Below are 21,853 nucleotides of genomic sequence, written 5' to 3'. Positions count from 1 at the left end.
GGAAACATGAAGCACCGCGCCATAGGTGCCGTGCTGTTCGGCAGCGGCATCCTGCTCCTGGCGCTTGCCGCCGGGCTTGTGTTCGTGGTCAAGCCGGCGATGTCCAAGTTGCCCTACGATCTGGAGGCGTCGACTTCGGTCGCCGAGGCGAAGGGTGCCACCTTCCTCCAGATCACCAACGGCAAGATCGCGATCAACCGCCGCGACCTCAAGTCCACCGTCCGCGTCTCGCCCGACGCGAAGACGACCGGTGAACTCTCCGGTGACCTCGACGGCAAGGCCGTCGTCTGGCAGGTCGGGCAGACCGTGGAGCGGACGGATTCCAAGGAGCTGGTCAGCGCGTACGGCCTGGCGCTGGCCCTGGACCGGGTCTCCGGTTCCGCGCTCGACTGGAACAACCAGTACCTGGACGACACCGGTACGCGGGAGAAGGTGCAGTTCTCCGGCCAGATGTACAAGTTCCCGTTTGGCGCGGAGAAGAAGACCTACCAGATCTACGACCGTGACCTGCGGGACGTGCGGCCGGCGGAGTTCAAGGGCACCGAGGACATCAAGGGTGTCGAGTCCTACCGCTACGAGCAGGTGATCACCGACGAGCAGCTGAACCTGGCGGCCGAGCGGGTCAAGCTGTTGCTCGGCACGCTCGCGCCGGGTGCGACCAGCGGCAAGGTCGTCTACAGCAACACCCGTACCGTCTGGATCGACCCGGTGACCGGCTCGTTCCTCAAGGTGCGCGAGGTGCAGCGCAAGACGCTGGTGCCGGACATCGGCGCGCCGGCCACGCTGCTGGACGCCGACTTCTCGTACAACGAGGAGACCATCGCCGCCTCGGTCAAGCGGGCGGAGGAGAGCCGGCAGAAGCTCACCCTTCTCGGCGTGTGGGCGCCGATCGGCCTGGTGCTGCTGGGCCTGATCCTGGCGTCGGCCGGTGTGCTGGTGGCCCGGCGGGGCGCGGCCCAGCCGGCCGCGGAGCCGCGCCACCGGGCGGACGTGACGGCCGAGCAGCCCGCCGTCCCGGGTCGCTGAGCGACTGAGGATCCCCGGTGTCGACGAAGTGGCGTGATCCGGTGGCGCCGGGTCTGACGCCAGCAGCGGGTCAGGTTGAGGTTGACCAGCGCTGACCGTCGTGCGAAGGGGTGGACCGGGGCGGTCCGCCCCTTCGCCGTCTGCGGTGCGCGACGACCCCGTTACTAAATCGTGATGCATCGATTGACCACTACTCATGGTGATCGGTCCATGCGGCATATGTCTGGCATGGTCGCTTCATCTGGGCGTCAGCGGGTCGACGTCGTCCACTTTGGGTCACCGGGGTGCCTCCTCGTGCGGATCGGGAGCCGCCTGCGGGTGGCCGGGGGCTTGTGGGCCGTGGCGCGCAGGAGCAGCATCATCGGCACACTCGTTACCCGCTGGTAACAGGGGCGAGGGCAGGTGCGGGGCCGCCACGTCGCCGACCGGCCGTCTGCGCGACATCGCCGAGGAGGAGACCCGTGCAGGATCGGTTCGACAACCAGGGCCATACCCGGTGGCAGCGCTTCGCGGCGATGCTCCCAGCCGGTTCCGCCAGGATGCCGGACGCCGGTCCCGTCCCGTCTCCCCTGTCCGACGCTCCACCCGCCGAACCGGCCCCGGTCGACGCCGTCCCTGCCGGACCAGCGCCGGTCGAGTGGGTCCCGGTCGACGCCGGACCGATGCCGGTCGGTGCCGTGTCCGCCGAGTCGCTGTCGGCGCGCGCCGGGTGGGCCCGGCCGATGGCGGTGGAAGCCGGACCGGTCGACGGGCCCTCCCGGTCGGGCGGCGGGCGGCGCGGCCACAGCTCGTACGCGGTGCTTCCGGTGCTGCTCGGCCTGGCGGCCGCCGTGGCCCTCACCGCCCCCGGCCCGACGCCGGTGGGTGCGGCCGCGTCGTTGGCTCCCGCCTGCCCGACCACGACTCCCGGTCCGAGCGGGACGCCGCCGGCCCCGGCCGGCACGTTGAGCGCGTCGGCCGCCGCCCCGGTCGTTCCCAGCCCGTCGCCCTCGCGAGGCGGCATTCTGGACGGCGTCGGGCAGCTCTTCGACGGCGGTCGGGACGACGACGAGAAGGCAGCCGCAGGGGCGACGCTGTCGGCCACGCCGAGCCTCGGCCCCACGCCGACCGCCAGCGGCACACCGACCGTCAGCCCGAGCGTCCGCCCCACCCCGACCGGACAGCCCGGCGAGCAGCCGACCGACCCCGACCATGGGTGCGTCCCGGCCGGTCCGAAGCCGAGCCCGATCGGGGAGACGCCGCCGGGCGAGCCCCTGCCGCGGATCGCCCCCGATCCCGGGCAGCCGGTGGTGGCGGCGGTTCCGTCGAAGCTCACCGGCTCGAAGGTGACGATGTACGGGCTGCGGTTCGAGGGCATCGTCGACCTGCCCACCGCCGAGGGCAGTCTGCGGGCCCTGAAGTTCACGATGGACCGGGCGGTCACCGACGACTTCCTGCTCCGCGCGCCCGGACCGGCCGGCCGGACGATGCGCTTCGCCACGGACGAGCTGACGGTGCGGGGCGACGTCGCCTTCTACGCCACCCGCTTCGTCGGGCGGCTGCTCGGCGTCGAGATCACCCTGACGCCGGACCTGCCGCTCCCCGACGGCCTCCCGGTCACGTCACCGGTGCCGGTCACCTTCACCGACCCGGCCATGGACCTGGCGTACGTCAGCAGCGACGCGCTGACCGCCCAGCCGGCGCTGAAGCTGACCCTTCCCTGACCGCACTCCCCACCACCCGGTGCGGGGCCGGTGTCCCTCCGGCCCCGCACCGCCCACCTCAGAGGCGGGCGAGCGCCTTGCGCAACGGGTCGAGCCCCAGCGAGCCGAGGTCGAGCGCCTGGCGGTGGAACTCCCTGAGGTCGAAGTCGGCGCCCTTGCGCGCCTTCGCCTCGTCACGGGCCTGGAGCCAGATCCGCTCGCCCACCTTGTAGGAGGGGGCCTGCCCCGGCCAGCCGAGGTAGCGGTTCAGCTCGAAACGCAGGTTCTCCTCCGGCACCCGGCAGTGCGCCCGCATGAACTCCCAGCCCAGCTCCGGCGTCCAGCGCTCGCCGGGGTGGAAGCCGAACGGGTTGTCCTTCGGGATCTCCAACTCCAGGTGCATGCCGATGTCGACGATCACCCGGGCGGCCCGGAACGCCTGCCCGTCGAGCATGCCGAGCTTGTCGCCCGGGTCCTCCAGGTAACCCAGCTCGTCCATCAGCCGCTCCGCGTAGAGCGCCCAGCCCTCGCCGTGCCCGGAGACCCAGCAGAGCAGGCGCTGCCAGCGGTTGAGCAGCTCGGCCCGGACGGCCGTCTGCGCGACCTGGAGGTGGTGACCCGGCACGCCCTCGTGGAAGACGGTGGTCACCTCGCGCCAGGTGGAGAAGTCGGTGACGCCCTGCGGCACCGCCCACCACATCCGGCCGGGGCGGGAGAAGTCCTCGCTCGGACCGGTGTAGTAGATCGCGCCGTCGCTGGTCGGGGCGAGGCAGCACTCGATGCGGCGTACCTGCTCCGGGATGTCGAAGTGGGTGCCGTGCAGGTCGCCGATGGCCTTGTCGGCGAGCGCCTGCATCCAGTCCCGGAACGCCTCCTTGCCCCGGATCGTCCGGGCCGGGTCGGCGTCCAGCGCCGCGACCGCCTCGTCGATGGTGGCGCCGGGGCCGACGATCCGGCCGGCCACCGCGCGCATGTCGGCCTCCAACCGGGCCAGCTCCTCGAACCCCCAGGCGTACGTCTCGTCGAGGTCGACCCTGGCGCCGAGGAAGTACTGCGAGGCCAGCTCGTAGCGCTCGCGACCCGCGGCCTGCTTCTCCCGGCCGAGCGGGGCCAGCTCGGTGCGGAGGAACTGGCCGAACTCGGCCGTCGCCGCGGTGGCCGCCGCCGCACCCCGCCGCAGCTCGGCGCCGAGGGTGCCGTCGGCGCCCAGCCGCTCGACCAGCCCGTGGAAGAAGTTGTCGCCGTCCGGGTCGACCCAGATGTCGCACTGCTTGGCGACCTCGACGAGCTGGACCCGGGCACTGACGTGGCCGGCGGCGGCCGCCTCGCGCAGCGTCGCCTTGTAGCCCTCCAGGGTGCTCGCGAAGCGGTTGAGCCGGGCCGCCACGTGGGCCTTGGCGTCGTCGCCCTCGGTCGGCATCAGGTCGAAGACCATGCGGACCTCGTGCAGACCGCTGGAGATCACGTTGACCTCGCTGCTCGCCTCTCCGGCGTCGTAGCGGGCGAGGTCCAGGCCGAGGCGTTCCTGCATGGCCTCCTTGGCGGTGCGCTCCGCCTCCGACTCCGGCTCGGTCACGTCCAGGTCGGCCAGCGTCTGCCGGGTCAGCTCCGCCCGGGCCGTGTAGCCGTCGGGCGACAGGTCGTCGAGCTGGTCGTCGTAGCCGGCGATGCCGACGTAGGTGGCGCCGATCGGGCTCAGCGGCGCCCAGTCGGCCACGTAGCGGTTCGCGAGGTCATCGATTCGTCCCACGCTGCGACCCTACGTGAGGGCACCGCCAGGTTGTCGAACGCGTTCTGCGTGTTCAGGGCAGCAGGTCGGCGGGGTCGAAGTCGATCGGGAACGGCAGGTCGGCCGAGAGCCGTCGACCGCCGACCGCCCTGGCGACGGTGTCGTAACCGCCGAACTTGCCGACGGTGAAGAGCTCCGCCTGGGCATGCCCCAGCCGGCGGGAGAGCTCGACCCGCAGGAAGTACGGCACCCGTCCCTCCGCGCACCGCATCGGCTTGTCGACGAAGTCCTGCCGGCGGCTGCCGGGCGAGACGAACTCCACCGCCATCGTGCAGAGGTGGGCCGGGATCCACCGGTCCTCCTCGTCGGTCTTCGGCAGCGCGTGCAGGACGGTGACGTCGGGCTGGATCCAGCGCCGCGGCGAGAAGGTCAGGTTCACCTGCCCGAACACGTAGAACCCGTGGGTCTCCGCGGCGGGTGACAGAAGGCGGGCGAGCTTTATCTCGCCGTAGCTGTTCGTGCCGACCTCGGCGGGCGTCATGACCAACCTCCCGTCGATGCACTCGTAGCGCGCATCGGGTAGCCCCGGCAACGGGAGGTACCGGTCGGCGAACTGGGTCGTCCACATGCCGTCGAGGTCGACGAGCGGGTCGAAACGCATCGGCATCGCCACGGCGTGCACCTCCTCCAGGTGGTCAACGCGTCACCAGCGTAGGCGGTTCCTGTGGTGGTCGACACGGCGTGGAGGAAGTCGCAGGACTTCGTCGTACGGCTGCGGCAGAGTGTCAGGGGTGACAGTGGATTCCACTCCTGACCGGGCGGCGCTGCGGAGCTGGCTGCCCGGGTTCCTCGCACTGGCCGCCATCTGGGGCTCCAGCTTCCTGTTCATCAAGATCGGCATCGGTGAGCTGCACCCGCTGCACCTCACCCTCTACCGGGTCGGCGCCGGCGCGGTGACCCTGCTGGTGGTGCTCGCCGTGCTCCGCGACCGGCTGCCCGCCGAGCCCCGCGTCTGGGCGCACCTGACCGTGGTCGCCGCGTTCGGCGTCGCCGTGCCGTTCACCCTCTTCGGCTACGGCGAGCAGCGCGTCGAGTCGATGCTCGCGGGCATCTGGAACGCCACCACCCCGCTCATCGTGCTGCCGCTCGCCGTGCTGGTGTTCCGCACCGAGCGGCTGACCGCACGCCGGGCGGTCGGGATGACGCTGGGCTTCGCGGGGGTGCTGGTGGTGCTCGGGGTCTGGCAGGGCGTGGGCGGGGCGCACTTCACCGGGCAGCTCATGTGCCTGGGCGCGGCCGCCTGCTACGGGGTCGCCATCCCGTACCAGAAGAAGTTCGTCGCGGGCAGCGCGCACTCCGGGCTCTCCCTCTCGGCGGCGCAGCTGCTGGTCGCGACCGCCCAGCTCGCGGTCGTCGCGCCGCTGGTGGCCGGGGCGCCCCCGGCGCCGACCGGTCTCTCGGCCGAGGTGCTCGCCAGCGTGCTCGCGCTCGGCGCGCTCGGCACCGGCCTGGCCTTCGTCATCAACCTGCGCAACATCCGGCTCGCCGGGGCGAGCACCGCCTCCACCGTGACCTACCTGGTGCCGGTGTTCGCGGTGCTGATCGGCGCCCTGGCCCTCGACGAGCGGCTGACCTGGCACCAGCCGGTGGGCGCGCTCGTCGTGCTGTTCGGCGTCGCCGTCTCCCAGGGCCTGATCGGCCGCCGGCCCGCACCCGTCGACGTCGCCGGGCCGGCGGGCCGCCGCGAGGGCACCGCCCAGAAGGTACGCCGGCAGGCGGGTCAGCCGGTGGCGTGAGCGCGGGCCCAGTCCACCAGCCGGTCGGCGTCCCACGTGTTGACGACCCGGTCGGCGGGCACCCCGCACAGGGCGGCGCGCTCGCAGCCGAACCGCTGCCAGTCGAGCTGGCCGGGCGCGTGCGCGTCGGTGTTGACGGCGAAGTCGCAGCCCGCCTCCAGCGCCCGGCGGATCAGCCGCTTCGGCGGGTCCTGCCGCTCCGGCCTTGAGTTGATCTCGACGGCCACCCCGTGCTCGGCGCAGGCGGCGAAGACGGCGTCGGCGTCGAAGTCGCTCTCCGCCCGGGTACGCGGCCGGTGCGCCCGGTCGCCCGGCCCCTTCACCCCGGCGGGCCGGGACGACACCATCCGCCCGGTGCAGTGGCCGAGGATGTCCAGGTGCGGGTTCGCGATCGCGGTCAGCATCCGCCGGGTCATCTTCGCCCGGTCGTCGTTCAGGCCGCTGTGCACCGAGCCGACCACCACGTCGAGGCGGGCCAGCAGCTCCTCGTCCTGGTCGAGCGACCCGTCGGCGAGGATGTCCACCTCGATGCCGGTCAGGATCCGGAATCCCTCCGGCAGCGCCTCGTTGACCTTCGCCACGTGGTCGAGCTGCTGGCGCAGCCGGTCGGCGGTCAGTCCCCGGGCCACCTTCAGGCGGGGCGAGTGGTCGGTCAGCACCACGTACTCGTGGCCCAGCTCGACCGCCGCGAGCGCCATCTCCTCGATGGGTGAGCCGCCGTCGGACCAGTCGGAGTGGGTGTGGCAGTCACCGCGCAGCGCGGTACGCAACGCGGTGGCCGCCTCGTCCAGGTCCGTGCCCTCCGTGGCGAGCAGCCGCCGCAGGTAGACCGGCTCCTCGCCGGCGAGCGACTCGGCCACGCAGCGGGCGGTGACGTCGCCGACCCCGGACAGCTCGGTGAGCTTGCCGGTGCGAGCCCGCTCGGCCAGCTCCCTCCCCGGCAGCGCGCCGAGGGCCGTGGCCGCCGAGCGGAACGCCCGGACCCGGTAGGTCGCCTCGTTCGCCCGTTCCAGGAGGAAGGCGATCCGGCGCAGGTCGGCGATGGGGTCCCGGGCGCTCATGCCATGGAAAATACGCCTCCGCGCCGCCGGTCGCGGGACGACCGACGGCGCGGAGGGCCATGGAATCAGCGGAGGGCCACGGAATCAGGAGTGCGGCAGCTTCACCAGCGACCTGTCGCCGATGCCGAGGGTGGTCGGGTTGTTCCCGATCGCCGACCAGACCTCCACCCGCACGGTGCCGTTCGACAGGTTGCCGAGGGCGCCGGTGGCGGAGTGCAGGCCGCTCTGCTGGGTGTAGCGCTCGTACCCGGGAACCGGGTCGGTGGCGAAGTAGCGGTACGTCTCCACCCGCTCCCAGCTGCCGTTGCCGGTCAGGTCGTAGGAGACCCGCACCTGCACCCCGTTGCCGACCGCGTTGCCGGCGTCGAGGAACAGGTCGAACGTGGTCTGGCCGCCGGCGTACGCCAGATCCAGGCCCGTCGCGGTGAACACCTGCGGGTTGCTCGGCGTTCCGTCGTGGTTCGCGCCGCCCGCGCCGGCCACCGTGACGGTCGCGGGGCTGCCGGCCGCGGCCAGTCCGCCGCCCGGCAGCAGGTACCGGGTGGGGAAGTCCGCCGGCGGCGGGGTGGTGGGCGGCGGGGTCGTCGGCGGAGCCGTGGTGGGCGGGGCCGTCGTCGGCGGAGCCGTCGTGGGCGGGGTGGTCGTGGGCGGCGTCGTGCCGCTGACCCCGCCGGTCGCGGTGCCACCGCTCCAGGTGTGCGCCCCGCTGGTCGCCGTCTTTCCGGCGGGCACGGCGAGCCGGGTGCCGTCGGAGAACGTGACCGTCAGCGGTACGGCGGTGATGTTGCTCGCCACGTAGGTGCGCGCGCCGTTGCGCTGGAACACCGCCGCCAGCGGGTGGTTGGCCGTGACCGGGGTGTGCACCGTCCCGAGGGCCGCGAGGTTGCGGATCCAGTGGAAGGTGTGCGCCCGGCTCTCGCCCTCCTCCGGCGTGTACCCGGGGTTCGCGCGCAGCTTCGTCAGTGCCGCGTCCGGGTCGCCGAGCGCCAGGAACTGCCAGAGGATGTCCTGCCACACCGTCGGTTCGCCGCCGTTGTTGCGCACCAGTTCCTGGTAGTTGGCGCGGTTGGACGCCGGGTACTGCCCGAGGTAGAGGTGCCCGCCCGTGACCGGGAGCATGTTGATGCCCTGGATCATCTCCGGGTCGGCGCTGAACCAGGTGGCGTACGCGCCGCCGTCACCCCAGACCATGCCGACCGTGGAGTGCCCGAACGCCGCCGGGTAGTTCTCGTTCGTCACGTCGAACCAGTACTCGTGGATCGCCGCGGCCTGGGTGGTGTGGATGAAGATGCCGGCGTCGCGTACGGCGGTGTTGCCGGTCGCCTGCCCCCACTGGATGAGGGCGTTGGCGAAGTTCATTCCCTCGGACGAGGACTCCTGGTTGTTGCCGGCGTGGAACGAGCCGTGTCCGGCGGCCCAGTCGTGCCCGGCGTAGATGTCGAAGTCGCGCAGGTACGGGAAGCGGTTGTCGGTGCGGTCGTAGTTGTTCGCGTCCCGGATCAGCAGGTCGATCATGCCGCCGTACTGGTCCTGCCGGGCCCAGGCCGGGTCGAACTTGGCCAGTGTGGCGGCGGCGGCGATGTAGTAGCCGTAGTGGAAGTGGTGGTCGTTGAGTTCCTGGTCGGAGCCGTACGACGCCGGGTAGCCGATCAGGGTGCCCCAGTTGCGGTCGTAGTGGAAGACCTTCGAGGCCTCCCCGGGTGAGGCGGTGAGCCAGTCGGTGAGCGTGCTCCGGATGGCGTTCAGCGCTGCGGTACGGGTCTCGGCGTCGCCCACCTGGTCGGCGATCTCGGCGATCCGGGCGGCCCGGCCCAGGCCCTTGCCCGTCCAGTAGGTGTCGCCGCCGCGCTGGTCCATCGGGTTGCCCCGGACGGCCGCCAGGTGGTTGCGCAGCGTGGTCAGGTCCTCCCCGGTGCCGGTCGCCACGGCGGGCACCTCCGGCAGTACGCCGTTGAACTTCATCGAGGTGCGGAACGAGTCGACGCCGGCGAGGACCTTCATCCGGCCGCGCGCCGACGGGTAGGTGAGCGCCAGCGGGGTGGAGCCGGTCAGCGACCGCCACTGGTGCGGGTAGAGGCTGACGACCGTCCGGTTGGCGGTGCCCTCCCGGGCGGTCGTGGTGAAGGCGTACGTGGTGTTGACGGTGCTGGTCGCCTGGTCGTAGGCGTACGAGACGCGGGTGCCGGTCACGTGGGCGTGGGCGTACCGGCCGTAGGTGGTGGCCAGTTCGGCGCGGGACGCGGCGTCGGTGCTCGGCGTGCTGGGCAGCAGGGCGACCGAGAAGTAGCCCTTGCCGGCCAGGGTGGAGGTGATCCGTCCACCGTTGACGGACCAGGTGGCGCCGGTGGGCGCGTACGCGACGTAGTCGTGCCCCCGGACGGTGAAGCCGATCGTGGCGCCGCTGTTCGACCAGACCGTGGCGCCGCCACCGGTGGCGTTGATCAGCGCGTCGCCGCCGCTGGCGCGGAAGTACGAGATCGGCAGGCCGTGGCCGATGGTGGCGCGCAGGGTTCGGGCGCCGTCGTTCCAGTACGGGGTGACCGTCCAGTCGGTCCAGCCGTCGACCTTGACGACGGGGGCGCCGAGCGCGGCGAGGCCGACGCGGATGTCCTCGGAGTAGGAGTACTTGAACTCGCCGACCCCGGTCGCGGTGCCGGTGATCGTGGGGGTGGAGGTGGCCGAGAGGCCGAGGCCGTCGCCGAAGGCCTGGTAGGAGACGGGGTGCGCGTGCAGCGGCTCGCTGTAGGAGCAGTTCGTCCGCTTCCACAGCAGTGACGACCACCAGTCGTTGGTGGGGATCGGCCCGGGGGGCGCGTCGGCGGTGGCGAACTGCCGGGGGTTGGTGGTCATGTCTCCGCAACCGCTGGGCAGGGGGCCCACGCGGTCGGTGGTGTAGCTGCCGGCGCCGACGGTGGCGGCCTGGGCGGGGGTGGTGGTCACGACGGCGAGGCCGCCGAGGACGAGGGCGAGGGCGGAGGTGGCCGCCACCGCCCAGGTGCGGCGTGTCGCAGGAGGTGTCACAGTGCCTCCGGTCGGGTGGCGCCGGTCGGGGACGGGCGCGTTTTACGGCGAATTGTGAGGAAAGTTGCTTGAGAGAGCGCTCTCTTGAAGCGGGACGCTAGCCCAGCGGCGAGACTTTCGTCAATGTTTCCCAGCGATGAAGCGCTGATGACGACAAACCGGAGCGGGTCGTCAGGCGGTCGGCGGCGCCTTCGGGCAGCCGTGCCGGCGGTGCCAGGCGGCCACCTCGGCGGCCGGTTCCTTGTTGCCCTTGCGCCGCCACGAGTTCAGGTACGGCGCCGGCCAGACCACGCCCCGGCGGATCCACCAGCCGTCCCGGCCCGTGCACGGCGGAGAGATGCCGAAGTGCAGGTGGCACACGTTGTTTGCGTTCCCGGTCCGGCCCACCTCGCCGAGCCGCTGCCCGGCGCGCACCCGCACCCCGGCGTCGATGCCGTCGGCGACGCGGCGCAGGTGCGAGCCGTAGTAGCGCACCCCGTCGTCGCCGAGCAGCGACACCGACAGCCCGCCGTTGTGCGGCCCCCGCGGCCCGCGCCTGTCGAACCGGTCGACCCGGCTGACCTCCAGCAGGACGCCGTCGGTCACCGCCACGACCGGCTCGCCGCAGTCGGCGAAGATGTCCGTCCCCGGGTAGGCCGAGTGGGTCGGGTGGTAGGCGACGTTCGCCGCGCGTACCGGGAAGACGTGCGGCAGCCCGGCGCGGGTCGGCGCGGTCGACGGACCGGTCGGGGCGGCGGCGCTGGTCGGGGTGGGAGCGCCGGTCGGGGTGACGGCCGGCGGCGCGGGCTGCCCGGCCGTCGCCGGCAGGCTCGGCCGGGGTGCGCCGGGCGTCGTTCCGGGCCGCGTCGTCGCGCAGCCGGCGGCCAGCACCGGCACCAGCACCAGCAGGACCGGGTACGCCGGACGCGCGCGGCGTCCGATCGTCGGCGAGGGCATCCGGTCATCCTCGCAGAGTCGGTACGGTGGTGGAGGTGCGCGGCAGAAGGGGAGGGGTCGATGACGACCGGACGGTACGCCTTCCCGCCCGAGCCGGACGCCGGGTTCCGGCCGGCGCCACGGGTCCCCTCGGGGCTCTTCCCGTCCGCGCCGCCGTCCCAGCCCACCTACCGCGAGCCGCACCCGGTCACCGGCGCGGGCGTCGCGTCCGGCGCCGCTGTGGCGACCGTCTGGCTGCTCCTGTTCGGCCTGCTCGGCCGCAGCGTGCCCGGGTACGCCTGGTGGACGCTGCTGGCCGGCGGCCTGGCCTGGCTGGCCGCGCTGCTGCTGGTCCGCGCGGGCGACCGGGGCGTGGCCACCGGCATCGCGATCGTCACCGCCGGCGGGTGGAGCATCGCCGCCGCCATCGTGGCGGTGCGGTGGGCGTCGAGCGGGGACTGGCCGCTCTGGTGAGCCCGGTCCGGCCCGTCCCGCCCAGCGGCGACCCGCCTACCGGCGCCCGTTGCGGCGGGCCCGTGGCTGCGCTGCGTCGCGGGCCGGCTGCGCAGCGAATCCTGCCTTGACGTGGCCGCCCGAACTCGGCACCCTCGGCGTTATGGCCTGGACCACTCCGCGGCTCGATCCCGAGCGCAGCCGCCGTCGCCAGCAGCTCCTCGCCGAGTTGGCGGGCGCCCGGGCGGTACGCCAGCGCGTACGGCCGCAGCGGGTGCGCAGCGAGCGCCTGCGGGAGCTGATCGCCACCCGCCGCCGGGTCTCCGGCTGACGAACGGCAGACTTTCCCCAGGATTGACCGGCCCTTCGGGGCGTTGACCGGTCGCCTGCCGACCCGACCGGCTAACGTGCACGCGTAACGGGTCGGCCTGCCGAGGCTCTTTTGGGGGAACCGTGTCGTACTTCGCTGCGGCCGTCGTACGTGACGACAGCGGTTGGACGGCCGCCGAGGTGAACCTGCGGGGGGTCACCGACATCGAGGACGTCGCCGACCGGCTGCGCGACGTCGACTCCGACGCCGACCTGTCGCTGCTCTTCGTCGAGGCCGACGACACGTACCTGGTGATCATGCGCCTGGACGAGGGGGAGGACCTGCGGGTCTTCGGCTCCGACTCGGCCTACGCGGAGGAGTCCCGGCTGGGCGCCCTGCTGGTCGGGGACCTGAAGACCTCGGTGACCGGGCTCGACGACACCGACGAACCGCGCCCGTCCGGCCGCGGCGACGACGACACCGAGCAGCCCGCCGTCGACCCCGAGGCCGACCCGGTCGGCGAGGCGGACCTGCTGGCCGACCTGGGCATCCCCGCGCAGAAGCTGCTCAACCTCTGCGCGCAGGAGGGCATGATGCCGGGCGACGTCACCGCCGAGGTGTGCCAGGTGCTCGGCTGCGCCGACGAGGTCGAGGAACTGCGTGAGGTCTGAGCCGTCCGGGCCCGGCCGGGCCGGTACGGGCGGCGCCGAGCCGGCCGACGCCACCGATCCGGCGCTGGGCACCGTACGCCCTGGTCAGCCGACCCCCGGCGCGGCGGGCCGGGTCGGGCCCGGCGCCCACGAGGGGCTGGCCGAGCCGGATGGCGCCGGCCGGCGGCAGCGGCACGAGCTGTGGATGCGGCGGGCCCTGGCGGTCGCCGTGACCGGCCCCGACAGCCCCGCGGACACCGGCCCCGACGCTGCCGACGACATCCCGGTCGGCGCCGTGCTCTACGGGCCGGACGGCGCCGAACTGGCGATCGGGCGCAACGAGCGGGAGTTGACCGGTGACCCGACCGCGCACGCCGAGGTGCTGGCGCTGCGCCGGGCCGCCGGACGGCTCGGCCGCTGGCGGCTCGACGGCTGCACCCTGGTCGTCACCCTGGAACCCTGCACGATGTGCGCGGGTGCGCTGGTGCTGGCCCGGGTGTCCACAGTGGTCTTCGGCGCCTGGGAGCCCAAGACCGGGGCCGCCGGGTCGCTGTGGGACGTGCTGCGCGACCGCCGGCTCAACCACCGGCCGGAGGTCTACGGCGGCATCCTGGAGTCGGAGAGCGCCGCCATCCTGCGCGCCTTCTTCCGGGTGTAGGGAAGGGCCCCTTCCTGACCCCTCGGGCGGGCCGCCCGGGCTGCGGGGGACGGGCCGGTGATCGGGCTCAGGCGTCGGCCGGGGCGGGCCGGAGCAGGGTCGCGGCGACCGCGCGGGCGGTGTCGGTCCAGGGGGCGGGGCGCAGGGTCGCCGGGTCGACCCGGACGATCGACCGCTGGCCCTCCGCGTGCACGATGCGTCCGTCGACCGAGTGGAACCGGTAGGCGTACCGGGCGCTGCTGGTGCCGAACTGGTCGAGCCAGAAGTGCACCGCCACGGGGCCGGTCCCGGTGACCGGGGCCCGGTAGGTGATGGTGAACTCGCGGACGGCGTGGAACACGTCCGGTGCGCTCTGCTGGCCGGCCTGGAACGCGACACCGTGGTCCGCCCAGTACCCGGTCAGGGCCCGTTCGAGCAGCACCGCGTACCGGGCGTTGTGCAGCAGGCCGAACGCGTCGAGGTCGTCGAAGTGCACCGCGACGTGCGCGACGTGACCGAACTCGACGGCGGGCTGGTCGACGATGGCGTGGCTCATGAGATGCCTTCCGGTAGCAGGGTCGGATCGGGGCACAGTGCCCGCAGGCGGTTCAGCAGGCCCTGGCGGGCGTGCCGGTAGGCGGTGTCGGGGTCCAGCAGCCGGGAGCGCATCGCGGCGGTGATCCCGAGCGCGTCGATCTCGTACGCCAGCTGCGCGACGTCCACGTCGGCGGGCAGCTCGCCGGCGGCGACCGCCTCGCGGACGAGCTGTTCGAGGAACGCGGTCCAGCGGCCGAACACCTCGGCGAGCCGGTCCCGGACCGGGCCGGGACGCGCGTTGTACTCGAAGTCGGCGCTGGCGAAGAAGCAGCCGCCGGGGAGCACCCGGGCGGCGAAGAAGTCGATCCGGGCCTGGTGCAGCGCCCAGAGCCGCCGTACGCCCCGGGGGGCGCGCAGGGCCGGCTCGATGACCCGTTCCCGCTGCTGCTCGACCGCCCGGTCGACCGTGGCGAGCTGGAGCGCCTCCTTGGAACCCCAGTGCGCGAAGAGGCCGGACTTGCTGACGCCGAGCGCGTCGGCGAGCTGGGCGAGGGAGAGCCCGTGCAGCCCGACCTCGGTGGCGAGGACCACGGCGGCGTCCAGCGCGGCGGTGCGGGTCCGGTCGCCCCGCGCGACGCGTCCGTCGACTGTCATGGGCACAGGCTAATCAATAAGCACGACCGTTCGTATAGTTTCTTGGCGTGACCGTGGTCACGACACAGCGACGCCGCCCGCCATCCGGGGACGGACGGCGGGCGGCGTCGGGGCCGACGAGGATCAGGCGATGATCGTGTCCAGGGCGATCTCGACCATCTGGCTGAAGGTCTGCTCCCGCTCCTCGGAGGTGGTCTTCTCGCCGGTCTTGATGTGGTCGCTGACCGTCAGCAGCGTCAGCGCGCGGGCCTTGAACCGTGCGGCGATCGTGTAGAGCGCCGCCGACTCCATCTCCACCGCCAGCACGCCGTAGTCGGCGAGGCTGTCGTAGAGGTCCGGGCGGTCGGTGTAGAAGGCGTCCGCCGCCAGGATCGGCCCGACCCGCATCGCGATGCCGCGCCGCTCGGCCACCTCGACCGACGTACGCAGCAGCCCGAAGTCGGCCACCGGGGCGTAGTCGATCAACCCGTCGAAGCGCATCCGGTTCATGTTCGAGTCGGTGGACGAGCCGATCGCCGCGATCACGTCGCGCAGCCGCAGATCCTCGGTCAGGGCCCCGCAGGAGCCGACCCGGATCAGGCTCTTCACGCCGTACTCGTTGACCAGCTCGTGGGCGTAGATGGAGGCGGAGGGCATGCCCATGCCGGAGCCCTGGACGGAGACCTCGACGCCGTTGTGGCGGCCGGTGAAGCCCAGCATGCCCCGGACCGTCGAGTAGCACCGCGCGCCCTCGAGGTAGGTCTCCGCGATCCACTTCGCCCGCAGCGGGTCGCCCGGCATCAGGACCCGCTCGGCGATCTCTCCCGGCTTCGCGCCGATGTGCGTACTCATGGCAAGGATCCTGCCAGGCCGCCCCGCGGCATACCGGTTCGGCGTCCGAACCCGGGGTCATGTACCCTTCTCGGCGGTGGCGTGTCCGAGCGGCCTAAGGAGCACGCCTCGAAAGCGTGTGAGGGTTTACGCCCTCCGAGGGTTCAAATCCCTCCGCCACCGCTCTGAAGTGCGAAGACGCCCGGTCGATCCGCGAGGATCGCACCGGGCGTTCCGCTTGTGGTCTCAGTTTCGGTCTCAGTGAGGGTTCGGTTCACTCCAACTGCCCTGTCGCAGCCCCGGTGCCTCGTTGCCTCGGGCGCCCTGACCCATCTGACTCGTTGGCTGCTTGGGCAGTCAAGATCAGAGGTTTGGCAGAACCGCTGGTGGTCTGGGACGAACGACGAACATGACCGTGCAAGCGCGTGAGGCGCTGATGGGCGGCACGGCGGTCCCCGGAGATCGGCCGGCACGTCAGCGCGTAGCCCTTCCGTGCCGTACGGATGTTCGACAAGATGTCTAGATCAAAGGAGGTGAGGAGGTGGCTGATCGAAGTGCCATTGAGTGGACAGAAGCCACATGGAACCCCACGACAGGATGTGACCGCATCTCTGCGGGATGTGACAATTGCTACGCTCTTGCCTTGGCCAAGCGGCTGAAGGCCATGGGATCAGCTAAGTACCAGACCGATGGCGATCCACGAACCTCTGGCCCCGGCTTCGGCGTGGCTGTCCACGCGGACGCGCTAGACATTCCTCGGCGGTGGCGAGACCCACGGCTCGTGTTCGTCAACTCGATGTCTGACCTGTTCCACGCTCGGGTGCCGTTGAGCTACGTGCAGCAGGTGTTCGAGGTCATGCGGGAGACCCCTCGACACACGTACCAGCTGCTCACGAAACGTGCGGCAAGGCTGGCAAAGGTGGCGCATCAGCTTGCCTGGCCCTCGAACGTGTGGATGGGTGTCAGCGTGGAGGGCGCCGGCGAGGTGGAGCGCATTGATCATTTGCGGCGGGTTCCCGCCGCCGTGCGCTTCGTCTCTGCAGAGCCACTGCTTGGCCCGCTTGCTGACCTGGACCTAACTGGCATCGACTGGCTCATCGTCGGCGGTGAGTCCGGGCGCAACTGCCGTCCCGTGGATCCGGAATGGGTGCGAGCGCTACGAGACCAATGCGCCGCAGCAAGGACAGCCTTCTTCTTCAAGCAGTGGGGCGGCCGCACGCCGAAGGCTGGCGGCCGTGATCTCGACGGACGCGAGCACTCAGAGATGCCGGTAGCCCGCAATAGGAGCGCCAACCGGCTGGAAACTGCTAGTCGGTGATACCGCAGCCCTCTCGGGAGTTCCACAAAGCGGGGCCGTGATGAGACACTGATCCGGACCTTCGGCAGTCGGGAGGGCTGATGCCTGTCAACGGTGAGGTGCCATGGCTGTGCGAGCCGCACACGGTCGCCAAGCACAACATCTATCGCCGCTATCTTGAACGGTGGTTCCCAATCCTCCTGGCTGGCGCTAACGCGTACCCGTCGGTCACCTACGCTGAGGGCTTCTCCGGCCCTGGCGTGTACAGCGGTGGGGAGCCGGGCTCGCCTGTCATTGCTATGCGAGCGCTCATTGACAAGGTTTCGGCGACCAAGGGTGTCGCCCGGTTTGTCTTCATCGACGATGATCAGCGATGCATCGACATGCTGGGGGATACGCTTAGAAAAGCCTTCCCTGAGCGGCCTCGATCGAGAGATGCGATGCCTGTAAGGACTGTCAAGGGTACGTGTGCCACGCACCTTGAGGCCACCCTCGATGAGATGAACGCTTGGGGCCAGCCGATTTTCGCTAACCTTGACTCCTGGGGTAATGCGCCAGTGCCGTACAAGCTCTTGCAGCGGCTTGCTGCGAATATTTCTAGCGAAGTAATCATTACCCTCTTCCCGCAACATTTCGTCCGCTTCGTTACCAATCTCGGTGAAGCCGGGGATGAGGTTTTCGGTGGCAACCCCGAGTGGCGAGCGGTCGTGGACCTAGCTCCTGGCGCGAAGAGCCGACACATCCTGACCTGCTACCGGAAAGCTCTACAGGAGGCAGGTTTTTCGTACCTGTTGGACTTCGAGTTGATCCCTAGGAAGGGGCAACCTCTTTACCTCATCTTTGGTACCGGACACCCACTTGGGGTGCAGAAGATGAAGGACAGCCTCTGGGAGGTCGACCGTGCGCAGGGGGTCGGCTTCCGCGATCCACGCGATGAGCAGGCCGAGGCGTTGTTCGACGTTGATCAACCACAGCTCGGGCCGCTAGCCCGACTACTAGTTCAAAAACTGCAAAAGAGCGGAGAGATGCAAGTAGAAGCCCTGCGAAATTTCTCGCTGTTCGAGACCGTGTACCGGCCGGAGCATGTCATCAGAGCGCTAAAGCCGTTGGTTGATCAAGGGACGGTCAGGGTCAAGGATGGAGGCGCCCTACGGAGGCTCTCCCTCGTTTCGCTTGCACAGCAATAAGTCTCTTGGGCGCTGTCTCGGCGGGTCTTGGTAACTAAGCTAAGCGGCGGGCTGTGCTGGCACGAATGGTGCCAGCACAGCCACACCGTGGATGGTTAGAACCGAAGGCTTATGAGTGACTTGCGAATCGCGGCGGAACTAGTCATCCCGGCCCTGCGGCCTGTCCCAAAGCAGCCCGCCGACCCGCTGGGCGATGTCTCGGCGGACTTGGGCGGTCAGGTGTTGGTATCGGCCCGCCATCGCCGGGTCTTACTGCTTCCAGCGCCTAGCTGCTGAGGGAAACACCTGCGGGCCGCCACACACAGTTTCGGAACCAGCGTGGCGGCCGTTCGTGTTAGACCCAAGGGACAGGGTCAACTGAGCCAACCCAACGATTAAGCGATAACGCGGACTTGTGCTGCCCCCCGTAACTAAGCATATTGAGGATGCCAAGCCTTAGGAAATGTCGCGCAACCATGCTAGCTTCGGCCCAGGCGTAGACGCTCCAACTGTCCAGCGTTCTGGTCGGATGGACTGTCCTATTCCGGAGGTAGATAACAGCGCTAAGGGCATCCCGCGCAACTCCTTGGTTGGCTGGCATAGCAGCTGCCGCCGCCGCTTGTAGCTCGGTAAGGTGCGGAGGGATGGCGGTGTCAATCTGACACTCGCCCAAAAACTCTCGAATCTCGCCTTCCGTGTTTGATGCTGCATTCGCAAACGCTTTAGAGGACCGGTACTTCCTTTTCTCGTTTACCAGACGTTGGTGTGCCAGTAGCTGCAGGCCGGATACAGCAAGACCGAGCGCCGGCTCAACATCTACGTCTGCATTCGCACTGACGTAATACGAAGCGGCGTACCGGAGGGCGTTTTGATGGCTTGGCGTAGACAGATAATCCAAGCCGCGTTCTAGCAGCTCGCTTACTTGCTTGGACGCGACTGAAGGATCGAGCCAGGAATCGACCAGCGCCATTCTGTCTACCGGCGGCGCTGTCCACCTTGCCCATACAACCTGGTCGCCCCGCCAGCCTACGGGCAGAACCGGGTTGATGCGGCGTCCCGCCGCGACGTTCAGCAAGATCCGAATAGATTCCAAGACAGTTGCCGCGTCTTCTGGTTCAAACTCTTCCCCGTCTGCCCTGCGAAGCTCACCGACATGGGTGACGGCACGACCGCCCGCGCTCTTCAAGTCCTTCCAGAAAGCCTTACGGCTAGCTTGCTTGGTTCGATCGATTCTAATCGACCAATCACATACCTGTACCTCTAGACGCGCGTTCCAAGAATGCGTGAGATTATCTGGACTGCAAACCATGCTGCCGTCATGGGCATCCCAGCCATTCGGGATTAGAAACCCGATTCTGTCAACAGGACCAACGCCAATTTCCTGGGACCCGAGGATCTCTTGATACGTCGACGACTTTTCTGGAGGATCGTTCGGGGTGCAGTCCATGGACCGGATAAACAACTCGGCATCGACCGGAAAACTTACGGTAGGCAAGTCCCGCCATAAGGTCGTGGCGTTCGATGGCTTCAGACTGTCATGAAGGTCCTTAAATGAAGTGTCCCGAGAGCCGTGAGCAACAGTACGGGTGCTTGGATCCCATTTGAAGCGGATGTCACCCTCAAGCAAGGTCGGATTGGAGTCCTCCACAAATCCGAAACTTCCTTGGTATAGGCAAGCCTCGGAGTTTATGCCTTCAACGAAGTAAGGGTGGGTAAGGACATCTGGGTGATGGTGCCGTATCACGGCAGGCCGCCCATCACTCATCCTAATCCGTTGTTCGACGACTCGCCTACCATCCGTATCGAGATGAACGGACACGCGCCGAGAGCCATCGGTCGACTCATAAATTACAGTCATGCAGGCACCTAGCCATGTCGGTCAGCTCTTTCCATGCGCTCATCGCAAACTTGCTTACAGCCGACTCCTGTATGAGGCTGCTAAGCTCATCCACCTCAAGTCACGGCTGTATGGTCGAGGCAAAATCTAGGAGAGTCACCCGAGTTGTTCACTCTTGGCCAGTGCTGCTCTCGCAGCCACTAGCAGCGAATGCACGGCCTCGGCTGACATGTTCCAGCGGGAATCTCCAATTCGGGTTGGTATCGTGAATGAGGCTCCATTCGTTCGCCCTTCCAGAGTGATCCCCCCTTTCACTAAGAAGGGCTTAAGGTATTCGGGTTGGGATGGAATGAGGATTGCCATAAAATGGCGTCCTGAGAATTCTAGCAAATGGAACTCTACTCCCGTTATGGGAGGCACTATTCTTTGTCTCGCCACCTGGGTGTAGGTCTCTACTGACAGCGACCCAACGGAGCATCCGGGCGCACCTGTAATTACGTCCTGCCCTGCCGCGTTCTTGGCGGTTTTTATCCCAAGAATGAGCAGTGCCCCCCTTTCTGTGTTTGCGAGTGCGGCTAGGTCCATGGCGTATTCGTGCTTTTGGTTTTCGTTCTGGAAGCCGTATCCCTTTTCTTTGGCCTCAAGGAAGGATGACTCCGCTTGTCCTATGAGGCCTTCGTGGTGCCCGGAGGCCAGGAGGGAGAAAGCTCCAGCTGGGGAACTCGGATCAATTTGGTCCGGACCGACGATTAGGCCGATTAGCTCTGCAAGTGCAAGGGCCTTCTCGATGGTCCAGGAGTTAGGATATTGAAACCTGAACTCCATGTAGTTTCCACTGGATTGATATTCAGAGTAGTCGGTGCGTAGTATTTTGACGCCGTATGATCGAATCAGCGGCCCTATCGCGGTTTCCGCCTCGGCCTCGACCTGCATCCATGGGTCGAGAATGCCGACTTCCCCAACAAGTCGACCCTCGGCATCGAATCGAAAATAAAAAGTTACGCTTGCTGGTTCGTCAGATGGTCGGCGGCGTCGATCCGCTAAACTGATGAAGAGTGTAGCTTCCCGAAGCTCGCCCTTTTCGCTCTCGGCTACTGGTGCAAGCGCTTCGCTTAACTCGGCGACGGTCATTTTGCCAAGGCTTGAGAGGTGATCTGGGCTGTGGGGACTGAAATCCTCGCCGAGTTCCAGTCTCTGCCCCAAGGCACCCGCGCACTTGTCAGAATCCCAACCCACCCACTCAATCACTGGACCATGTTGGCCCTGCCGCTCTTTGAGCGCAACACCCCGATGGTCTCAGCCATGGTCTCGTTCATCGCGGTGCAGCACTCTCCGGCGAGGTTCGACGGACATCCCAGCCGCTGGTCACGTGCGTTGTAGGACCGTTCTGGACGCATGATCGCAGACCTCGAAAGCGTGTGAGGGTTTACGCCCTCCGCGGGTTCAAATCCCGCCGCCACCGCTCGTGACATGCGAGAACGCCCGGCAGATCCGCGAGGATCGGCCGGGCGTTCCACATGCCCAACCCAACGCCTTCCCGTGCCCCCTGGCACCCTGCCTGCGCCCCGCCCCCTGCCTGCGTCGATCATGCAGTTGTGGTGCTCCGTGAAAGGGGCGTATGGGTGGCTATTGCCCACCACGAGTGCATGATCGACGCCGTGATGGGTGGGGGTTAGCGGCGGGTTAGTTCCTTTTCCAGGCGGGTGATGAGGGTCTTGCGGGACTTGCCGTCGCGTTCACGGCGCAGGGCGGACTTCAGTTGGCCCTTGTCGAGGTCGCGGACGAGCTTGGCGGCCTCGGCGACCGGCAGCTCCGACAGTTGTTCGGCCGACGTGGCGTTGCGGCGGGCGCGTTTGGCCGGTCCGGTGTTGGCGACGTACTGCTTGCCGGTCTTTGATTCCTTCCGCTTCTTGGCGTCGGTCGCCCGCCTCTCCTTCTCGGAGAGCTCCTTCCAGGCCTGTTCGGGCAGGTAGCGGCTCGTCTCGTCGCCGTGCCGCGCCCGGGTGTCGCCCTCCTTGGTCTGCCAGTGCTCGCCACCCCAGCGCTGGAGGGACTTCTGCCGTTCGTCCTTCGGGCCGACGAAGCCCCCGCCGCGCCTCTTGTACTCCTGGGTGACCAGCTGCGACTTGCGTGCCGACCACTGTCCCGGCCGGCCGCCCTTGTCGGAGGCCTTGATCTCTTCCTTGACCTGCTCCCGGAGTTCGGGCTTCGTGTACCGCGCCATGCCCGGCGGTTACCCCACCTCGGGATCCTCATTCGTCGAGCCTGCGCG

20 protein-coding genes and 1 tRNA gene are annotated in these 21,853 nt (G+C 69.0%); 10 read left to right on the top strand and 11 right to left on the bottom strand.

Translation table 11 applies throughout. From position 1 onward, the window contains the following. Positions 1–6: 6 nt before the first annotated feature. Both AB0B83_RS11045 and AB0B83_RS11040 read left to right on the top strand, forming a co-directional pair. Positions 7–1,026: a DUF3068 domain-containing protein gene (locus AB0B83_RS11045; protein WP_357578001.1), complete on the top strand. Its 1,020-nt coding sequence runs from the start codon at positions 7–9 to the stop codon at positions 1,024–1,026. A 722-nt stretch (positions 1,027–1,748) separates the two neighbouring features. Further along, positions 1,749–2,729: a hypothetical protein gene (locus AB0B83_RS11040; RefSeq protein WP_357578000.1), complete on the top strand. Its 981-nt coding sequence runs from the start codon at positions 1,749–1,751 to the stop codon at positions 2,727–2,729. 58 nt (positions 2,730–2,787) lie between these two features. Here the strand turns inward: AB0B83_RS11040 and AB0B83_RS11035 are convergent, their stop codons facing one another. Together AB0B83_RS11035 and AB0B83_RS11030 are read right to left on the bottom strand one after the other, a co-directional pair. Next, positions 2,788–4,458, bottom strand: coding sequence for a DUF885 domain-containing protein (locus tag AB0B83_RS11035; RefSeq protein WP_357577999.1), 1,671 nt, complete (start codon positions 4,456–4,458; stop codon positions 2,788–2,790). A 52-nt stretch (positions 4,459–4,510) separates the two neighbouring features. Beyond that, positions 4,511–5,104, bottom strand: coding sequence for a Uma2 family endonuclease (locus AB0B83_RS11030; RefSeq protein WP_357578014.1), 594 nt, complete (start codon positions 5,102–5,104; stop codon positions 4,511–4,513). Positions 5,105–5,228: 124 nt separating this feature from the next. Between AB0B83_RS11030 and AB0B83_RS11025 the strand changes: the two genes are divergently transcribed. Then, positions 5,229–6,233, top strand: coding sequence for a DMT family transporter (locus AB0B83_RS11025; RefSeq protein ID WP_357577998.1), 1,005 nt, complete (start codon positions 5,229–5,231; stop codon positions 6,231–6,233). Here the strand turns inward: AB0B83_RS11025 and AB0B83_RS11020 are convergent. From AB0B83_RS11020 to AB0B83_RS11010, 3 genes are all read right to left on the bottom strand, one after another. Further along, a complete protein-coding gene (locus AB0B83_RS11020; RefSeq protein WP_357577997.1) occupies positions 6,218–7,294 on the bottom strand; it encodes a PHP domain-containing protein in 1,077 nt (358 codons plus the stop codon). The genes AB0B83_RS11025 and AB0B83_RS11020 overlap by 16 nt on opposite strands. Positions 7,295–7,378: 84 nt before the next feature. After that, the gene (locus AB0B83_RS11015; protein ID WP_357577996.1) at positions 7,379–10,315 is read right to left on the bottom strand and encodes a glycosyl hydrolase; all 2,937 of its coding nucleotides are present in this window, start codon (positions 10,313–10,315) and stop codon (positions 7,379–7,381) included. 171 nt (positions 10,316–10,486) lie between these two features. Next, positions 10,487–11,251 carry a peptidoglycan DD-metalloendopeptidase family protein gene (locus AB0B83_RS11010; protein ID WP_357577995.1) on the bottom strand — a complete coding sequence of 255 codons (765 nt, stop codon included), beginning with the start codon at positions 11,249–11,251 and terminating at the stop codon, positions 10,487–10,489. 60 nt (positions 11,252–11,311) lie between these two features. Between AB0B83_RS11010 and AB0B83_RS11005 the strand changes: the two genes are divergently transcribed. From AB0B83_RS11005 to AB0B83_RS10990, 4 genes are all read left to right on the top strand, one after another. Beyond that, positions 11,312–11,704, top strand: coding sequence for a hypothetical protein (locus tag AB0B83_RS11005; RefSeq protein ID WP_357577994.1), 393 nt, complete (start codon positions 11,312–11,314; stop codon positions 11,702–11,704). A gap of 142 nt (positions 11,705–11,846) precedes the next feature. After that, on the top strand, positions 11,847–12,014 hold the full coding sequence (locus AB0B83_RS11000) for a hypothetical protein (RefSeq protein ID WP_357577993.1): 168 nt from the start codon (positions 11,847–11,849) through the stop codon (positions 12,012–12,014). Between the two features lie 122 nt (positions 12,015–12,136). Next, positions 12,137–12,664 (top strand): tRNA adenosine deaminase-associated protein, encoded by a 528-nt coding sequence (locus tag AB0B83_RS10995; RefSeq protein ID WP_357577992.1) that lies wholly within the window; start codon positions 12,137–12,139, stop codon positions 12,662–12,664. A 184-nt stretch (positions 12,665–12,848) separates the two neighbouring features. Next, positions 12,849–13,301: a nucleoside deaminase gene (locus AB0B83_RS10990; protein WP_357578013.1), complete on the top strand. Its 453-nt coding sequence runs from the start codon at positions 12,849–12,851 to the stop codon at positions 13,299–13,301. Between the two features lie 67 nt (positions 13,302–13,368). Here AB0B83_RS10990 and AB0B83_RS10985 read toward each other — a convergent pair whose 3' ends face one another. The 3 genes from AB0B83_RS10985 to deoD all read right to left on the bottom strand — a co-directional run bounded on the left by AB0B83_RS10985 (position 13,369) and on the right by deoD (position 15,302). Further along, positions 13,369–13,836 carry a thioesterase family protein gene (locus AB0B83_RS10985; protein ID WP_357577991.1) on the bottom strand — a complete coding sequence of 156 codons (468 nt, stop codon included), beginning with the start codon at positions 13,834–13,836 and terminating at the stop codon, positions 13,369–13,371. Continuing rightward, the gene (locus AB0B83_RS10980; protein WP_132238435.1) at positions 13,833–14,471 is read right to left on the bottom strand and encodes a TetR/AcrR family transcriptional regulator; all 639 of its coding nucleotides are present in this window, start codon (positions 14,469–14,471) and stop codon (positions 13,833–13,835) included. The genes AB0B83_RS10985 and AB0B83_RS10980 overlap by 4 nt, the downstream gene beginning before the upstream one ends. Positions 14,472–14,594: 123 nt before the next feature. Next, on the bottom strand, positions 14,595–15,302 hold the full coding sequence (gene deoD, locus AB0B83_RS10975; protein ID WP_357577990.1) for a purine-nucleoside phosphorylase: 708 nt from the start codon (positions 15,300–15,302) through the stop codon (positions 14,595–14,597). A 75-nt stretch (positions 15,303–15,377) separates the two neighbouring features. Between deoD and AB0B83_RS10970 the strand changes: the two genes are divergently transcribed. The 3 genes from AB0B83_RS10970 (at position 15,378) to AB0B83_RS10960 (ending at position 17,765) form a co-directional block, all read left to right on the top strand. Then, positions 15,378–15,464, top strand: a tRNA-Ser gene (locus AB0B83_RS10970). A 358-nt stretch (positions 15,465–15,822) separates the two neighbouring features. Beyond that, complete coding sequence (locus AB0B83_RS10965) at positions 15,823–16,599, top strand: phage Gp37/Gp68 family protein (protein ID WP_357577989.1); 777 nt, start codon at positions 15,823–15,825, stop codon at positions 16,597–16,599. 80 nt (positions 16,600–16,679) lie between these two features. Beyond that, entirely contained in the window at positions 16,680–17,765 is a 1,086-nt protein-coding gene (locus AB0B83_RS10960; protein WP_357577988.1) for a three-Cys-motif partner protein TcmP, read from the top strand. 334 nt (positions 17,766–18,099) lie between these two features. Here AB0B83_RS10960 and AB0B83_RS10955 read toward each other — a convergent pair whose 3' ends face one another. The 3 genes from AB0B83_RS10955 to AB0B83_RS10945 form a co-directional block, all read right to left on the bottom strand. Next, positions 18,100–19,392 carry a hypothetical protein gene (locus AB0B83_RS10955; protein WP_357577987.1) on the bottom strand — a complete coding sequence of 431 codons (1,293 nt, stop codon included), beginning with the start codon at positions 19,390–19,392 and terminating at the stop codon, positions 18,100–18,102. A gap of 345 nt (positions 19,393–19,737) precedes the next feature. After that, a complete protein-coding gene (locus AB0B83_RS10950) occupies positions 19,738–20,829 on the bottom strand; it encodes a hypothetical protein (RefSeq protein WP_357577986.1) in 1,092 nt (363 codons plus the stop codon). A 424-nt stretch (positions 20,830–21,253) separates the two neighbouring features. Beyond that, entirely contained in the window at positions 21,254–21,805 is a 552-nt protein-coding gene (locus tag AB0B83_RS10945) for a DUF5872 domain-containing protein (RefSeq protein WP_357577985.1), read from the bottom strand. Positions 21,806–21,853: the final 48 nt, after the last annotated feature.

Origin of the sequence: Micromonospora sp. NPDC049060, from assembly GCF_040649055.1 — a bacterium.
GTDB lineage: Bacteria > Actinomycetota > Actinomycetes > Mycobacteriales > Micromonosporaceae > Micromonospora > Micromonospora reichwaldensis.
The sequence above is the reverse complement of the archived record's forward strand: the minus strand, read 5'-3'. Positions and strand labels throughout refer to the sequence as shown.

Excerpts from the sequence above, each read along its gene's own strand:
- AB0B83_RS10985 (WP_357577991.1), bottom strand. The coding sequence starts at position 13,836 with ATGAGCCACGCCATCGTCGACCAGCCCGCCGTCGAGTTCGGTCACGTC.
- AB0B83_RS10960 (WP_357577988.1), top strand. The coding sequence starts at position 16,680 with ATGCCTGTCAACGGTGAGGTGCCATGGCTGTGCGAGCCGCACACGGTC.
- AB0B83_RS11045 (WP_357578001.1), top strand. The coding sequence starts at position 7 with ATGAAGCACCGCGCCATAGGTGCCGTGCTGTTCGGCAGCGGCATCCTG.
- AB0B83_RS11000 (WP_357577993.1), top strand. The coding sequence starts at position 11,847 with ATGGCCTGGACCACTCCGCGGCTCGATCCCGAGCGCAGCCGCCGTCGC.
- AB0B83_RS11020 (WP_357577997.1), bottom strand. The coding sequence starts at position 7,294 with ATGAGCGCCCGGGACCCCATCGCCGACCTGCGCCGGATCGCCTTCCTC.
- AB0B83_RS11005 (WP_357577994.1), top strand. The coding sequence starts at position 11,312 with ATGACGACCGGACGGTACGCCTTCCCGCCCGAGCCGGACGCCGGGTTC.
- AB0B83_RS11030 (WP_357578014.1), bottom strand. The coding sequence starts at position 5,104 with ATGCCGATGCGTTTCGACCCGCTCGTCGACCTCGACGGCATGTGGACG.
- deoD (WP_357577990.1), bottom strand. The coding sequence starts at position 15,302 with ATGAGTACGCACATCGGCGCGAAGCCGGGAGAGATCGCCGAGCGGGTC.
- AB0B83_RS10990 (WP_357578013.1), top strand. The coding sequence starts at position 12,849 with ATGCGGCGGGCCCTGGCGGTCGCCGTGACCGGCCCCGACAGCCCCGCG.
- AB0B83_RS11040 (WP_357578000.1), top strand. The coding sequence starts at position 1,749 with ATGGCGGTGGAAGCCGGACCGGTCGACGGGCCCTCCCGGTCGGGCGGC.
- AB0B83_RS11010 (WP_357577995.1), bottom strand. The coding sequence starts at position 11,251 with ATGCCCTCGCCGACGATCGGACGCCGCGCGCGTCCGGCGTACCCGGTC.
- AB0B83_RS10945 (WP_357577985.1), bottom strand. The coding sequence starts at position 21,805 with ATGGCGCGGTACACGAAGCCCGAACTCCGGGAGCAGGTCAAGGAAGAG.
- AB0B83_RS10980 (WP_132238435.1), bottom strand. The coding sequence starts at position 14,471 with ATGACAGTCGACGGACGCGTCGCGCGGGGCGACCGGACCCGCACCGCC.